Below are 14,505 nucleotides of genomic sequence, written 5' to 3' on the forward strand. Positions count from 1 at the left end.
GCGTAGGTCGATATGTATTTTATCTCGCGATTACATTTGCGCTTTGCCTTCAAACTGGCTTTCGCCATCGTGTTGGCGGTGTTTGTGGGCTTCCATTTTCAACTGGAAACCCCGCGTTGGGCCGTACTGACAGCGGCACTGGTAGCCGCCGGCCCGGCGTTTGCAGCGGGCGGAGAGCCCTATTCCGGCGCGATTCGTTATCGCGGGATGCTGCGTATCATCGGGACTTTTATCGGTTGTATTGCCGCGCTGTTCATTATCACGACGCTGATTCGTGCACCTGTCGTGATGTTACTGGTGTGCTGTATTTGGGCTGGTTTTTGCACCTGGATTTCTTCACTGGTTAAGGTTGAAAACTCCTATGCCTGGGGGCTTTCTGGCTACACCGCGTTAATCATTGTTATCACCATTCAGGCCAATCCGCTTGTCACTCCTCAATTTTCCGTTGAACGCTGCAGTGAGATTGTGATTGGTATTGTTTGCGCGATTCTTGCCGACTTAATTTTTTCCCCTCGCTCCATTAAGCAAGAAATTGACCGCGAACTGGATAACCTGCTGGTGGATCACTATCGGCTGATGCAGCTGTGTATTGCGCATGGTGATAAAGAGGAAGTCGATAAAGCCTGGAGTGGCCTGGTGCGCCGTACTACCGCACTGGAAGGGATGCGCGGGAATCTCAAAATAGAGTCTTCACGCTGGGATCGTGCTAACCGCCGCCTCAAAGCGCTCAACACCCTGTCCCTGACGCTCATCACTCAGGCTTGTGAAACATTCCTGATTCAAAACACACGTCCGGAATACATGACCGCAGAGTTCCGCATGTTGTTTGAGTTGCCTGTAGAAACCGCGGCTGACGTTCACAAACAAGTGAAAGTGATCCGCAGAGCTATTTCTTATACGGGTGATAAAAATACGCCAGCCACGATAAGCAGCTGGGTTGGCGCGATTAGCCGCTACCTGTTGCTCAAACGCGGAGTCATCAGCAACACCCGTATCAGCTCGGTGGAAGAAGATGTTTTAACTCAGGAAGTCGTTATCAAAGTGCAGTCAGCGGAAGGGCATCACGCGATGATTAACTTCTGGCGGACGACGGTTTCCTGCATGCTCGGTTGCTTGTTTTGGTTATGGACGGGATGGACATCCGGCAGTGGCGCGATGGTCATGATTGCCGTTGTCACGTCGCTGGCGATGCGTTTACCCAATCCACGCATGGTCTCCCTCGACTTTTTATACGGCATGTTAGTCGCACTCCCATTAGGGGCTTTCTACTTTTTAGTGATCCTACCTTCGACTCAGCAAAGCATGTTGTTACTGTGCATTAGTCTTGCGTTGCTGGGCTTCTTTATGGGAATTGAAGTACAGAAGCGACGTCTTGGTTCGATGGGGGCCCTTGCCGGAACTATCAACGTCATTGTGTTGGATAACCCGATGACGTTTCATTTCAGTACGTTTTTGGACAGTGCATTGGGACAAATAGTGGGCTGTTTCCTGGCGATGATGGTTATCCTACTTATCCGGGATAACTCCAAAGAGCGCACGGGCCGCACACTGCTGAACCAGTTTGTTTCCGCAGCAGTCTCCGCACTGACAACCAATAAAGCGCGACGCAAAGAGAATCATCTACCCGCTCTTTATCAGCAGCTTTTCTTACTGCTGAATACGTTTCCGGGAGATATCGATCGCTACCGCCTGGCGCTGACTTTGATTATTGCTCACCAGCGATTGCGTGATGCACCGATACCCGTGAACGACGATCTTTCCGCATTCCATCGCCAGTTGAGAAACACAGCAGATAAGCTTACGTCGGCATCAAGCGATGATAAAAAACGGCGTTACTTTAAGCAGTTATTGGATGAGTTAGATATTTACCAGGAGAAGTTGCGGGTCTGGGAGGCGCCGTTACAAGTCACCGAACCGGTGAAACGACTGGCGCATGTGCTGCATAAATACCAGCACGCGCTGATAGATGCCTGACCCGAGCCGACGCCTTGCGTCGGCTTTTTTGTATCTATACTTATGAGATGCGCAATTTTTAGCGGAAGAAAATTATGGCAAATCTGGCACTTCAGGATAGCGAATTCTTTAACACCGGTTATCTGGTTAAGGTGGCAAGTTATGAAAAAATACACCTTTGATTTTAGTCAGATAGAAGATCAACCGGAGTTCTATCGTCACTTTATCCAGGAATTTAGGCTTGAGAAAAAACAGGTTCACGATCTCGACAGTTTATGGGATGTGGTTGTCGGGGGGATTTTACCGCTCCCGGCGGAGATTGAATTTGTTCATTTGCCAGAAATGCAAAGACGGCGTTATGGGGCTTTGATTTTGCTTTTTGATGAAGCAGAAGAGGAACTGGAAGGGCAATTGCGTTTTAACGTGCGTGGATAATCCCCGATTTACAGGCATAAAAAAGCCCCCGCGAACGGGGGCAAAGTCGTCCTTTTTGACGACGAGGGTTTATTTATACAGTTCAGCGGTGGCATGCCATGTATCGCCAGAACGCGCCTCGATAATACGATAAGCTGAGGCACCTTCTTTAGTCGCTTTCTGTGATAATTCCTGACGCATATCCATTGGTGCACTACCTACCTGGCTTACGGAAATGGTGCCCATAGATTGCAGATTCTGCGCTTGTTCACTGTCTATCTGATGTGCGGCTGCGTTAGCGCCGAAAGAGATAACGGAAAAAAGGCTCAGTGCTGCGAGTGTAAGTTTGGTTTTCATAATCTTTACTCCTGAATTGTTTATATCAACGACCGGAAGGGCTTAACTGCATTTATTGTTCTTGGGGTCATCGTTTTAGATATTGCTTCTTGCAGCCAGGCTGTTACTTGTACAGCTCAGCTGTTGCATGCCATTGGTCGCCAGTGCGGGCTTCAATGATGCGGTAAGAAGAAGCACCTTTCTGTTCAGCTTTTTCATTCAACATTTGGCGCATATCCATTGGCGCACTGCCTACCTGGCTTACAGAAATGGTACCCATCGCCTGACGGTTTTGCGCCTGGTCGGCATTAATTGATGTTGCAGCAAAAGCGCCAAATGACAGCATCGAAAGTAGGCTTGCGGTAACTAAAGTTGATTTCATGTTCATAATCTTTACCTCGTCGTATTCTTTTATTGGGGTCTTCATTTCGTGACCCTCATCACAAAATCAAGTATACACTAATAACTAACAAAATTAATACCACGCTAATTATTATCTATGAAACTTTACAATAATAGAGGCTTCTGATATTACGTAAAGTTATTAAAATGAATCTTTTATTGCTGTTTTTTTGTTAAACATAAGTAAAAACAACAAGATGTTGAACTTTGGCTTTTTGTGCGCTACTTAACGTAACCGGCTGATGAAATGGAGTTTTATAGGCGTGCAGTGCATTTTGAATGGGATTTACGGAAGCGTGAGGGCAGAGGGAGTAACTGGTCTAAGATATTGTTCCCGCCGCTGAATAACAACGGGAACGCGGTAGTAACGCTTACAGCTCTTGCTCGAACAGCACCAGAATTGCTTCATACAACTCTTTTACAGTGAAGTCTTTAGCAGGGGTGGTAAAGATGGTGTCATCCCCAGCAATAGTGCCCAAAATACCTTCAGCTTTACCTAAAGAATCCAGCAAGCGTGCAATTAACTGTGCCGCACCAGGGCTTGTGTGGATAACAACCACAGCATCGTTGTAATCAATATCCAGAACCAGATTCTTCAGTGGGCTGGATGTCGTTGGCACGCCAAGCTCAGCTGGCAAGCAGTACACCATCTCCATTTTGGCATTGCGTGTACGCACCGCGCCAAACTTGGTCAGCATACGAGAGACTTTAGATTGGTTGATGTTTTCGAAGCCGTCGTTTTGCAAGGCATGAACAATCTCGCCTTGAGAACTGAATTTCTCTTCTTTCAATAATGCTTTGAACGCTTTGACTAATTCTTCTTGTTTTGAGGAAATACGCATATGTCACCCATATTCAGGTCAACGAAGATAACATTATTATGCATTTAAATGAATTTTTATGCAAATGATTGGCTGGGTGAAAGCCTGAAATAATGTTATGAAAGGGGCGAATATTATCAAATTTTGTTATCGAGAAACATGCCTTCGTCACGACTCGAAAATAAGTTGGTAAGTAAACTAAATGTTATCAAAATGATGTTGTTTTGCTGCTAAGGGAGGGGTAATGTAACCGCCGTTGATGTGACAACATCAGGTTGTGACCGGGCGCTAAGGCGTCGTTTCCACCCAGTGAGTAAATGCAGCAGTAACGTTTCAGGGATGCTCAACGTCGCAAACCTAAAGCGGGAAGATTGTAATTACCCCTTCTCTGGATTATGGTCGCCACCGCATGGAGTTACGGCACCTATTTGCTAACATAATAAGGAGTTTAGGATGAAAGTTGCAGTCCTCGGCGCAGCAGGTGGTATTGGCCAGGCGCTTGCCCTTCTACTCAAGACCCAACTGCCTTCAGGTTCAGAACTCTCCCTGTATGATATTGCACCGGTAACCCCTGGTGTTGCAGTCGATCTGAGTCATATCCCTACAGATGTGAAAATCAAAGGTTTCTGCGGTGAAGATGCAACACCAGCACTGGTTGGTGCGGATGTGGTGCTGATCTCTGCTGGTGTAGCACGTAAACCAGGCATGGATCGTTCAGACCTGTTTAACGTCAACGCGGGAATCGTGAAAAATCTGGTTCAACAGATTGCTCAAACTTGCCCGAAAGCCTGTATTGGTATCATCACTAACCCAGTGAATACCACCGTTGCTATCGCGGCCGAAGTGCTGAAAAAAGCAGGCGTATACGACAAAAACAAACTGTTTGGCGTGACTACGCTGGATATCATCCGCTCCAACACCTTTGTTGCGGAACTGAAAGGCAAACTGCCAACTGATATCGAAGTTCCTGTGATTGGCGGCCACTCCGGTGTGACTATTCTGCCACTGTTGTCTCAGATCCCAGGTGTGAGCTTTACCGAACAAGAAGTTGCTGACCTGACTAAGCGTATCCAGAATGCGGGTACTGAAGTTGTAGAAGCTAAAGCTGGTGGCGGGTCTGCAACCCTGTCAATGGGCCAGGCTGCTGCACGCTTTGGTTTGTCATTGGTTCGCGCACTGCAAGGCGAAAGCAATGTTGTTGAATGCGCGTACGTTGAAGGCAACGGCGAGCACGCTCGTTTCTTCTCTCAGCCATTGCTGCTGGGCAAAAACGGTATCGCAGAGCACAAATCCTACGGCAAACTGAGTGCTTTTGAGCACCAGGCGTTGGAAGGGATGCTGGATACCCTGAAGAAAGATATTACCCTTGGCGAAGAGTTTGTTAACAAGTAAACCCTGAGTCCAAGAGATAAAAAAACCGGAATTGATATTCCGGTTTTTTTTCGCCTGAGCTTTATCAGTTTGTGGCGGGATATTCCTGAATTGTCACTTGCAGCGTGAGTTTCTTATCATCACGCATGACTTCTACTGGAATGACAGAACCTGGACGAATCTCTGCGACCTGATCCATGGTACCCAGAGCAGATATTGCAGGTTTGTGGTTCACCGAGATAATCACGTCATTAACCACCAGACCTGCTTTTGCCGCCGGGCCGTCAGGCGTCACTTCGTTGACAATGATCCCCTGAATTTGGTCAATTCCGGTCGCCGGGCCATGTAATGGCGTTATCTCACGTCCACCAATCCCAATGTAGCCACGAATTACGCGACCATCACGGATAAGCTTATCCATGATTTTGGTAGAGAGTTGAGTGGGGATCGCGAAGCCGATGCCTTCAGGTGTTTCACCATCGTTACTTTTATCAAACGAAAGGGTGTTGATACCCATGAGCTCGCCCAGGGAGTTAACCAATGCACCGCCTGAGTTCCCGTGGTTGATTGAGGCATCCGTTTGCAGGAAAGACTGACGGCCAGACGGGCTCAAGCCGATACGACCCGTGGCACTGATGATCCCCTGAGTAATCGTCTGCCCCAGGTTATACGGGTTACCTATCGCCATCACGACATCGCCAATATGCGGTACACGTTTATTGTTGATAGGAATAACCGGGAGGCTGGTGGCATTAATTTTCAGCACGGCCAAATCGGTCAGGCTATCAGACCCCACGAGCAACGCTTCAAAAACACGACCATCCTGCAGCGCAACGATAATTTGCTCAGCATCATTAATGACGTGCTTATTGGTAATAATGTAGCCGCGTTCATCCATGATGACGCCGGAACCGAGAGTTTTAATTTCTAGCTGGTTATGGGTATTACTGCCGACACTACGGTTATAAACATTCACCACAGCAGGTGCAGCACGTCGCACCGCCGAGTTATAGCTCAGCGGAGTTTCATCGGCACTGTCAAAGGTCGAGGGCGCTAAGGGGATGATTTTCTGGCGAAGCGTAGGCATTACTGCCAACAACAATCCTGCCACAATCAGGCCAAGCACCACCGAGCGTAATATCTTCAGAAACATGTATTTGAGTTAGTCAATAATAAACCGGGTGCAGGATAGCATGAGTTAATCGGACATCGTACCGCGATGTCCGATTACTGAACAGATTAGCGTACTAACAGATATATACTTTCTTCACCACGCACGACATGTAGCGCAATAACGTCTGGTTTGCTTTCCAGCACCTTACGCATCTCGGCAATGCTTGTGACTTGCTCGCGGTTTACACCAACGATGAAATCATCTTTGTGTAACCCGGCTTGTGCGGCAGGAGTGCCTTTATCAACACTTTCCAGCTTGATGCCTTTGGTGCCATCTTTTAACTGACCGTCGCTCAATGTTGCACCTTGCAACGCTGGCATGATCAGTTCCGCATTGGCCGAGGACGCGGTACTTTTATCAAGTGTCACGCTGACTTCTAACGGCTTCCCATCACGCAGCAAGCCAAGTTTCACCACTGTTCCAGGTTCCGTTGTGGCGATTTTTGCGCGAAGCTCCGCAAAACTTCCGATGGTTTTACCGTTCAGACTGGTAATCACATCACCGGCTTTGACACCTGCTTTAGCCGAACCTGATTGAGGTAATACTTCACTGACGAACGCACCGCGCTGAGTGGTCAGATTAAATGCTTTGGCAATATCAGCACTCATCTCAGTACCTTTAATGCCAAGCAAACCGCGCTTAATCTCGCCAAACTCCATCAATTGTTTCGCCAGCGTTTGCGCCATATTACTCGGGATAGCAAAACCGATACCGACGCTGCCGCCGCTCGGCGCGAGGATTGCGGTGTTAATACCGATGAGCTCGCCATTAAGATTCAGTAATGCGCCGCCAGAGTTACCACGGTTAATGGAGGCGTCTGTCTGGATAAAGTTTTCCAGCCCTTCGAGGTTTAGACCGCTACGGCCCAGAGCTGAAACAATACCGGAAGTCGCCGTTTGCCCCAGACCGAATGGATTCCCTACGGCAACCGCAAAATCACCTACTCGTAATTTGTCGGAATCCGCCACCGCGATTTGTGTCAGCCCGGTCGCATTCTGGATTTGAATCAGCGCAATATCACTTTGATCATCGCCGCCAATCAATTTGGCATCAAACTCGCGCCCATCATTTAGCTGCACGCTGATTTTTTCGGCGTGATTAATGACGTGATTATTGGTCAGTACGTAGCCTTTCTCAGCGTTAATGATGACCCCGGAACCCAGACCTTCAAACGGTTGAGCTTCTGAAGGAGGCATGTCATCGCCAAAAAATTTTTTAAATTCTTCAGGGACTTTCTGGGTTGGGGCTGCGGCCGTTCCTTCAACCTGAACACTGACCACTGCGGGTAATACTTTTTCCAGCATTGGCGCAAGACTTGGCAACGCCGGCTGACCCGGGATTTGCGCAGGCAGCGACGCATTCACCTGCGATGCAACACCGAACGTTAGTCCGACACTTAGCGCTAAGGCACTCAACAACAGTGTTTGTTTTTTCATTGATGGCTTGCTCTCGTGACCTGGAAAGGGAAAACCCGGCTTACCCATTATCTTTCAAGCCGCAGGGGCGTTGGCTGCAACCTGAAATCTATAGCGGATGACATTTCGATGTTATTGAAATATCTGTCGGGTAACAATGTTGTTATAGAGTGAAGAGTTACTAGTAAATGATAGCTGTGCTGGAGAGAGATTAGGGGCACGGAAGCAGTACCCCTGAAAAAAATTCTACATTTGTGATTAATCGCGTTTTGCACGCTCAGTACGCAGCAAACCGGATGCACCCTCAGAGTAGTCACGCGGCATTTGAACCGGTGCCTGATCGTTACTTGCTTCTGATTCAGCAAGGCGGTTACGGAACGGGTTCGCTTCGGCTGACATTTCTGGCAACAGGCTGCTAGAGCTTTTCGCCATATGTTGATAAAGCTGGCGATAATCATGAGCCATATTATCCAGCAACTCTGCGCTACGGGCAAAATGACTGACTAACTCTTCACGATACTCTTCAAGTTCTGCTTTGTTTTTCTCAATTTCGTACTGCATGGCCTGCTGCTGACGCAGCTTGCGGTTGCCAAAACGCATAGCAACTGCACCAACGATGATGCCAACAACTAACCCAATTAGCGCATATTCCCAGGTCATGAACTTCTCCCGTTGTCTTGTGTTTCCGTAGGGTAATGTAGCCACTATAACCGTTAACCTAAGAGAAGTGGAATCCTGACGCAGCATCGCTTAGGGTAGAACGGCCTTTTTTTCGACAACCGTCCTTTTTTGAGTACTAAGTAAACGGCAATCCGATTTTTAAGGGAATACCATAATACCATGCAAAATCTCTCTCCTGCATCGCTCTACCAACACGCCCTGGATGAGGGCAGCTATCAACCTGATGATGTTCAGCGTGAGGCTGTAGCCCGGCTGGATGCAATCTGGCTGGCGTTAAACAGCCAAACACCGGCAGTAGCCGTAAGCAGTGGTTTTTTTGGCAAACTGTTTGGTAAACGTAGCGCCTCGATGGCTCAGGACCCGGTTCGCGGGCTGTATATGTGGGGCGGAGTGGGGCGCGGGAAAACCTGGTTAATGGACATGTTTTTTCAGAGTCTGCCTGGCGAGCGTAAGTTGCGACTGCACTTTCACCGTTTCATGCTGCGGGTTCATGAAGAATTAGGTCAACTTCAAGGGCAAACCGATCCTCTGGAATTGATTGCCGATAAGTTTAAAGCGGAGACAGATATTCTCTGTTTTGATGAGTTTTTTGTTTCAGATATCACCGATGCGATGTTGCTTGGATCGCTGATGCAAGCCCTGTTCGCGCGGGGAATTACCCTTGTCGCCACCTCGAATATTCCACCTGATGAGCTATATCGTAATGGCTTACAGCGCGCGCGTTTTTTGCCTGCCATTGATGCGATAAAACACCATTGCGAAGTCATGAATGTCGACGCAGGCATTGATTACCGCCTGAGAACGCTGACTCAGGCTCACCTGTGGTTGTCTCCGCTTAATGACCAAACTGCTCAGCAGATGGATAAACTCTATACCGCACTGGCTGGCACGGTACGCAAAGGGGAACCGGTGCTGGAAATCAACCATCGTCCTTTAGCGACTCTTGGTCTGGCCAATCAAACGCTGGCGGTAGATTTTACCACCTTATGTGTCGATGCCCGTAGCCAACACGACTACATTGCGTTGTCGCGCCTATTTCATACGGTGATGCTGTTTAACGTACCGGTAATGAACACACGTAACGAAAATGAAGCGCGGCGATTCATTGCATTGGTGGATGAGTTTTACGAACGTCACGTCAAGCTAGTCGTTTCAGCGCATGTTCCCCTGTTTGAGATTTATCAGGGTGAAAGATTACGCTTTGAGTTTCAGCGCTGCTTGTCGCGTCTGCAGGAAATGCAAAGTGAAGAGTATTTGCGATTGCCGCATATGCCGTGAACCACAGTTTGAATGCAGAGTGACCACAAAGTGTGACAAAAACTACAAAAAGGTTCGACCTTTAGGGGCGACTTCCCTATAATCTTGCGACCCCACGTTACAACCATAGTTTTTTTCCCAAAACTTGGTCGTGCTGGCATTGGCTATTCGAAGGGGTAGGTTTGCCGGACTTTGTCGTGTGAACCTTGAACTGATTTTAAACGTTTGGGTGAACACCTACGTGTAACTATATATTGGGTAAGCTTTTAATGAAAACTTTTACAGCTAAACCAGAAACCGTACAGCGCGACTGGTTCGTTGTTGACGCTGACGGTAAGACCTTAGGTCGCCTGGCTACTGAATTGGCTCGCCGTCTGCGCGGTAAGCACAAAGCGGAATACACTCCGCACGTTGATACTGGTGATTACATCATCGTTCTGAACGCAGAAAAAGTTGCTGTAACCGGCAACAAGCGTTCTGACAAGATCTATTACCATCACACCGGCCACATCGGTGGTATCAAACAAGCGACCTTTGAAGAGATGATTGCCCGCCGTCCTGAGCGTGTGATTGAAATCGCGGTTAAAGGCATGCTGCCAAAGGGCCCGCTGGGCCGTGCTATGTTCCGTAAACTGAAAGTTTACGCGGGCACCGAGCACAACCACGCGGCACAGCAACCGCAAGTTCTGGACATTTAATCGGGATTATGGCAATGGCTGAAAATCAATACTACGGCACTGGTCGCCGCAAAAGTTCCGCAGCTCGCGTGTTTATCAAACCGGGCAGCGGCAAAATCGTTATCAACCAACGTTCTCTGGAACAGTACTTCGGTCGTGAAACTGCCCGCATGGTAGTTCGTCAGCCGTTGGAACTGGTTGATATGGTTGAGAAATTCGATCTGTACATCACTGTTAAAGGTGGTGGTACTTCTGGTCAGGCTGGTGCGATCCGTCACGGTATCACCCGCGCTCTGATGGAGTACGACGAGTCCCTGCGTGGCGAACTGCGTAAAGCTGGCTTCGTTACTCGTGATGCTCGTGAAGTTGAACGTAAGAAAGTCGGTCTGCGTAAAGCACGTCGTCGTCCTCAGTTCTCCAAGCGTTAATTGTCATCTGCATTATGCAGAATACAATTTGCGAAAAGCCCGGTCTTGTACCGGGTTTTTTTATGCCTGAAAATTATATTTAGTGTTGCTAACATAATGATAGCAATCACTTTTCAGTCAAATTCTAGATCCGCCCCCCACAAAACCCGTAAAATCTGGTAAACTATCAACCAATTTTCTGCCCTAAGGTCGGCATCAGTTTGTTTTCGCCTCGTTTTCTGGTGGCTGATGGTTTTCCGGCGTAGGGGTATCAAACGGTCAGGTTAGTTGCCGCTTGCGGCTATTAGCAGTAATTATTCTGAATAAACTTGGAGGTTTTCATGGCTGTCGCTGCCAACAAACGTTCGGTGATGACGCTGTTTTCCGGTCCTACTGACATCTATAGCCATCAGGTACGTATCGTACTGGCTGAAAAAGGTGTTAGCGTTGAAATTGAGCATGTGGAAACGGATAACCTGCCTCAGGATCTGATTGACCTCAACCCAAATCACAGCGTACCGACCCTGGTTGACCGCGAACTTACTCTGTGGGAATCCCGCATCATCATGGAATATCTTGATGAGCGTTTCCCGCATCCACCATTAATGCCGGTTTACCCGGTTGCTCGTGGTGAAAGTCGCCTGTACATGCATCGTATCCAGAAAGACTGGTACTCACTGATGCACATCGTGATGAACGGTTCTGCTCAAGAAGCTGATGCTGCTCGCAAGCAATTACGTGAAGAATTGCTGGCTATCGCACCTGTATTTACTCAGAAACCTTTCTTCCTGAGTGATGAGTTCAGTCTGGTAGATTGCTACCTGGCACCGTTGCTGTGGCGTTTGCCGCAAATGGGCATTGAACTGGCAGGCGCAGGTTCTAAAGAGATGAAAGGCTACATGACTCGCGTATTTGAACGTGATTCATTCCTCGCTTCTCTCACCGAACCTGAGCGCGAAATGCGTCTGCAGACTCGGGGCTAATTAATGGATATGTCACAATTGTCACCACGTCGTCCGTATCTTCTTCGTGCTTTCTACGAATGGCTACTGGATAACCAGCTGACTCCGCATCTGGTGGTGGATGTGACATTGCCTGGCGTACATGTCCCGATGGAATATGCACGTGATGGGCAAATTGTCCTGAATATTGCACCGCGTGCAGTAGGAAACCTGGAACTGGCTAACAACGAAGTGCGCTTTAATGCACGTTTCGGTGGTGTGCCGCGTCAGGTATTTGTTCCTATGGCCGCGGTTCTGGCTATCTACGCCCGTGAAAATGGTGCAGGCACCATGTTCGAGCCTGAAGCTAGTTATGACGAAGAAGGCGAAAGTCATAACGATATTGAGCAGTTGCCATCTGATTCAGAAATGGTGATGCAGGTGATCGATGGTGATCGCCCTGATCACGACGAAGACGATAACAACCCGGATGATGATCCTCCTCCTCGTGGTGGCCGCCCAGCCCTACGTGTAGTGAAGTAGTTCGTGAATTCATGCAATTAAAATGCAAATCGAAGCCAGTCTAATGACTGGCTTTTTCTTGCTTAAATAAACGCATGGGTGGCATCTTTACGTATGCCAAGATTTGCTGTGTTATGATTCGACAATACTATTTGCGATCTTCCTTCCATTTAATGGCCAGATTCTGACGCGATGAGCACATTTGACGAGCAGCCTCCTGAGATGACTGACACTATCGGGCATACGATGCGCCGTCGCCCGCTTGCGCGTAAAAAACTCTCGGAAATGGTGGAAGAAGAGCTTGAGCAGATGATTCGCCGGCGCGAGTTTGCTGAAGGCGAGCAATTGCCTTCGGAACGCGAGCTGATGGCTTTTTTCAATGTCGGTCGTCCTTCGGTACGTGAAGCGCTTGCAGCGCTTAAACGTAAAGGGCTGGTGCAAATCAGTAACGGCGAACGTGCCCGTGTTTCACGCCCTTCCGCAGACACGATTATTGGCGAGCTTTCTGGTGTGGCGAAGGATTTCCTCTCCCGCCCTGGCGGCATTGCTCACTTTGAACAGCTGCGCATGTTCTTTGAATCCAGTCTGGTTCGTTATGCCGCAGAGTTTGCTACAGACGAGCAAATCGCGCGTTTAGGGCAGGCGCTGGAGATGAATAACCAGGCTCTTGATGATAACGATCTGTTCATTCGATCCGATATCGAATTCCATCGGGAACTGGCGGAAATACCTGATAACCCGATTTTCATGGCAGTGCATGTCGCATTGCTGGACTGGCTCATTGCCGCACGCCCTGCGGTATCTCAAGATACACTTCACGCACATAATACCGTTAGTTATCAGCAGCATATTGAAATTTTCAACGCGATTAAAGCACGCGATCCCGATGCTGCTGACGCGGCACTAAAGGCTCACCTGAAAAGTGTGTTTGCATCCTATTACCCGACACCGCGCAAACGCTCATCTAAAAAGTAACCTGCGTTAATCTGAGATCTAACGCACGACTTTCTAAGTAACGCCTGAACAACCATCATAATTTCATATGAACAAGATCGCATCCTGACGCCTTTGAGATGCAATGTTTACTTTTTGATCTGGTATAACAGGTATAAAGGTATATCGTTATTTTTAGAAACCAGACAACAATGAGGCGTTTATGACACAGAAACTTCGGGGTGTGATGCCAGCACTGCTTACACCTTTCAACCAGCAACAGCAGGTGGATACCAACAGCTTACGCCGCCTGGTTCGTTTTAATATTGAACAGGGTGTTGATGGCCTTTATGTTGGAGGCTCGACTGGGGAAGCCTTCTTGCAGAGCACTCAGGAACGTGAGCAGGTGTTGGAAATCGTTGCTGAAGAAGCCAAAGGCAAAGTGACTTTAATTGCTCACGTGGGTGGCATCAGCACCCATGAAAGCCAAACACTGGCAAATGCCGCACATCGCTACGGATTTGATGCAGTCTCCGCAGTGACCCCTTTTTACTACCCATTTAGCTTTGACGAACATTGCGATCACTATCGCGCGGTGATTGATTCGTCAGGCGGTTTGCCGATGGTGGTATACAACATTCCGGCACTGAGCGGCGTTAAGCTCTCACTTGAGCAGATTGATACATTGATCAACTTGCCTGGTGTTGGTGCATTGAAACAAACCTCTGGCGATCTTTACCAGATGGAGCAGATCCGTCGTGCTCATCCGGATCTGGTGCTCTACAACGGTTACGATGAAATATTCGCATCTGGTTTGCTTGCTGGTGCTGATGGCGGCATTGGCAGTACTTACAACGTAATGGGTTGGCGGTATCTGGCCATTAAACAGGCTGTGCAGGAAGGCAATTTCCAGCGCGCCAGCCAGCTACAGAGTGAGTGCAACAAGGTCATTGATTTGCTCATAAAAGTCGGTGTTTTCCGGGGGCTCAAAACCTTACTGCATTACATGGATGTCGTTGCTGTGCCCCTTTGTCGCAAGCCGTTTGCAGCGGTTGATGAGCAGTATCTGCCTGAGCTTAAAGCGCTTGCCGCGCAACTTCAGAATGAACGCACAGCGTTCTGAATGATGTACCTGAATCATGATGCTGAAAACCAGCATTGAGAATACCTAATCTGACCTAACCAAAGGGCGGGTTCCGCT

16 protein-coding genes are annotated in these 14,505 nt (G+C 48.4%); 10 read left to right on the forward strand and 6 right to left on the reverse strand.

Going from position 1 to position 14,505, the window contains the following annotated elements; all coding sequences use genetic code 11:
* Positions 1-12 precede the first annotated feature (12 nt).
* The gene (gene aaeB, locus OH773_RS02110; protein ID WP_270142589.1) at positions 13-1,974 is read left to right on the forward strand and encodes a p-hydroxybenzoic acid efflux pump subunit AaeB; all 1,962 of its coding nucleotides are present in this window, start codon (positions 13-15) and stop codon (positions 1,972-1,974) included.
* 141 nt (positions 1,975-2,115) lie between these two features.
* Entirely contained in the window at positions 2,116-2,388 is a 273-nt protein-coding gene (locus OH773_RS02115) for a barstar family protein (protein WP_183270834.1), read from the forward strand.
* A gap of 69 nt (positions 2,389-2,457) precedes the next feature.
* On the opposite strand, the gene yhcN (OH773_RS02120) is transcribed toward OH773_RS02115, so the two are convergent.
* The 3 genes from yhcN (OH773_RS02120) to argR form a co-directional block, all read right to left on the reverse strand.
* Positions 2,458-2,724, reverse strand: coding sequence for a peroxide/acid stress response protein YhcN (gene yhcN / locus OH773_RS02120; RefSeq protein WP_270142590.1), 267 nt, complete (start codon positions 2,722-2,724; stop codon positions 2,458-2,460).
* 103 nt (positions 2,725-2,827) lie between these two features.
* On the reverse strand, positions 2,828-3,091 hold the full coding sequence (gene yhcN / locus OH773_RS02125; protein ID WP_183270832.1) for a peroxide/acid stress response protein YhcN: 264 nt from the start codon (positions 3,089-3,091) through the stop codon (positions 2,828-2,830).
* A 385-nt stretch (positions 3,092-3,476) separates the two neighbouring features.
* Positions 3,477-3,947 (reverse strand): transcriptional regulator ArgR, encoded by a 471-nt coding sequence (argR, locus tag OH773_RS02130; RefSeq protein ID WP_183270831.1) that lies wholly within the window; start codon positions 3,945-3,947, stop codon positions 3,477-3,479.
* Between the two features lie 432 nt (positions 3,948-4,379).
* Between argR and mdh the strand changes: the two genes are divergently transcribed.
* Positions 4,380-5,318 carry a malate dehydrogenase gene (gene mdh, locus OH773_RS02135; RefSeq protein ID WP_270142591.1) on the forward strand — a complete coding sequence of 313 codons (939 nt, stop codon included), beginning with the start codon at positions 4,380-4,382 and terminating at the stop codon, positions 5,316-5,318.
* 64 nt (positions 5,319-5,382) lie between these two features.
* Here the strand turns inward: mdh and degS are convergent, their stop codons facing one another.
* The 3 genes from degS to zapG form a co-directional block, all read right to left on the reverse strand.
* Positions 5,383-6,450, reverse strand: coding sequence for an outer membrane-stress sensor serine endopeptidase DegS (degS, locus tag OH773_RS02140; protein ID WP_270142592.1), 1,068 nt, complete (start codon positions 6,448-6,450; stop codon positions 5,383-5,385).
* 86 nt (positions 6,451-6,536) lie between these two features.
* Positions 6,537-7,907, reverse strand: coding sequence for a serine endoprotease DegQ (degQ, locus tag OH773_RS02145; RefSeq protein WP_183270828.1), 1,371 nt, complete (start codon positions 7,905-7,907; stop codon positions 6,537-6,539).
* 237 nt (positions 7,908-8,144) lie between these two features.
* Positions 8,145-8,546: a Z-ring associated protein ZapG gene (gene zapG, locus OH773_RS02150; protein WP_064543068.1), complete on the reverse strand. Its 402-nt coding sequence runs from the start codon at positions 8,544-8,546 to the stop codon at positions 8,145-8,147.
* Between the two features lie 180 nt (positions 8,547-8,726).
* Here zapG and zapE point away from each other — a divergent pair, with 180 nt between their 5' ends.
* From zapE to nanA, 7 genes are all read left to right on the forward strand, one after another.
* Positions 8,727-9,845, forward strand: a complete 1,119-nt coding sequence (gene zapE, locus OH773_RS02155; protein ID WP_270142593.1) for a cell division protein ZapE — start codon at positions 8,727-8,729, stop codon at positions 9,843-9,845.
* 248 nt (positions 9,846-10,093) lie between these two features.
* Positions 10,094-10,522, forward strand: a complete 429-nt coding sequence (gene rplM / locus OH773_RS02160; protein WP_183270826.1) for a 50S ribosomal protein L13 — start codon at positions 10,094-10,096, stop codon at positions 10,520-10,522.
* Positions 10,523-10,536: 14 nt separating this feature from the next.
* Entirely contained in the window at positions 10,537-10,929 is a 393-nt protein-coding gene (gene rpsI / locus OH773_RS02165) for a 30S ribosomal protein S9 (RefSeq protein WP_064543072.1), read from the forward strand.
* A gap of 320 nt (positions 10,930-11,249) precedes the next feature.
* Positions 11,250-11,891 (forward strand): stringent starvation protein SspA, encoded by a 642-nt coding sequence (sspA, locus tag OH773_RS02170; protein ID WP_139879730.1) that lies wholly within the window; start codon positions 11,250-11,252, stop codon positions 11,889-11,891.
* A gap of 3 nt (positions 11,892-11,894) precedes the next feature.
* Positions 11,895-12,392, forward strand: coding sequence for a ClpXP protease specificity-enhancing factor (gene sspB, locus OH773_RS02175; protein ID WP_183270825.1), 498 nt, complete (start codon positions 11,895-11,897; stop codon positions 12,390-12,392).
* A 171-nt stretch (positions 12,393-12,563) separates the two neighbouring features.
* Complete coding sequence (locus OH773_RS02180) at positions 12,564-13,346, forward strand: transcriptional regulator NanR (protein ID WP_270142602.1); 783 nt, start codon at positions 12,564-12,566, stop codon at positions 13,344-13,346.
* 181 nt (positions 13,347-13,527) lie between these two features.
* On the forward strand, positions 13,528-14,427 hold the full coding sequence (gene nanA / locus OH773_RS02185) for an N-acetylneuraminate lyase (RefSeq protein ID WP_183270823.1): 900 nt from the start codon (positions 13,528-13,530) through the stop codon (positions 14,425-14,427).
* The last annotated feature ends 78 nt before the right edge of the window (positions 14,428-14,505 follow it).

Source organism: Buttiauxella sp. WJP83, from assembly GCF_027594725.1.
In the GTDB taxonomy this organism is placed as follows: domain Bacteria; phylum Pseudomonadota; class Gammaproteobacteria; order Enterobacterales; family Enterobacteriaceae; genus Buttiauxella; species Buttiauxella selenatireducens.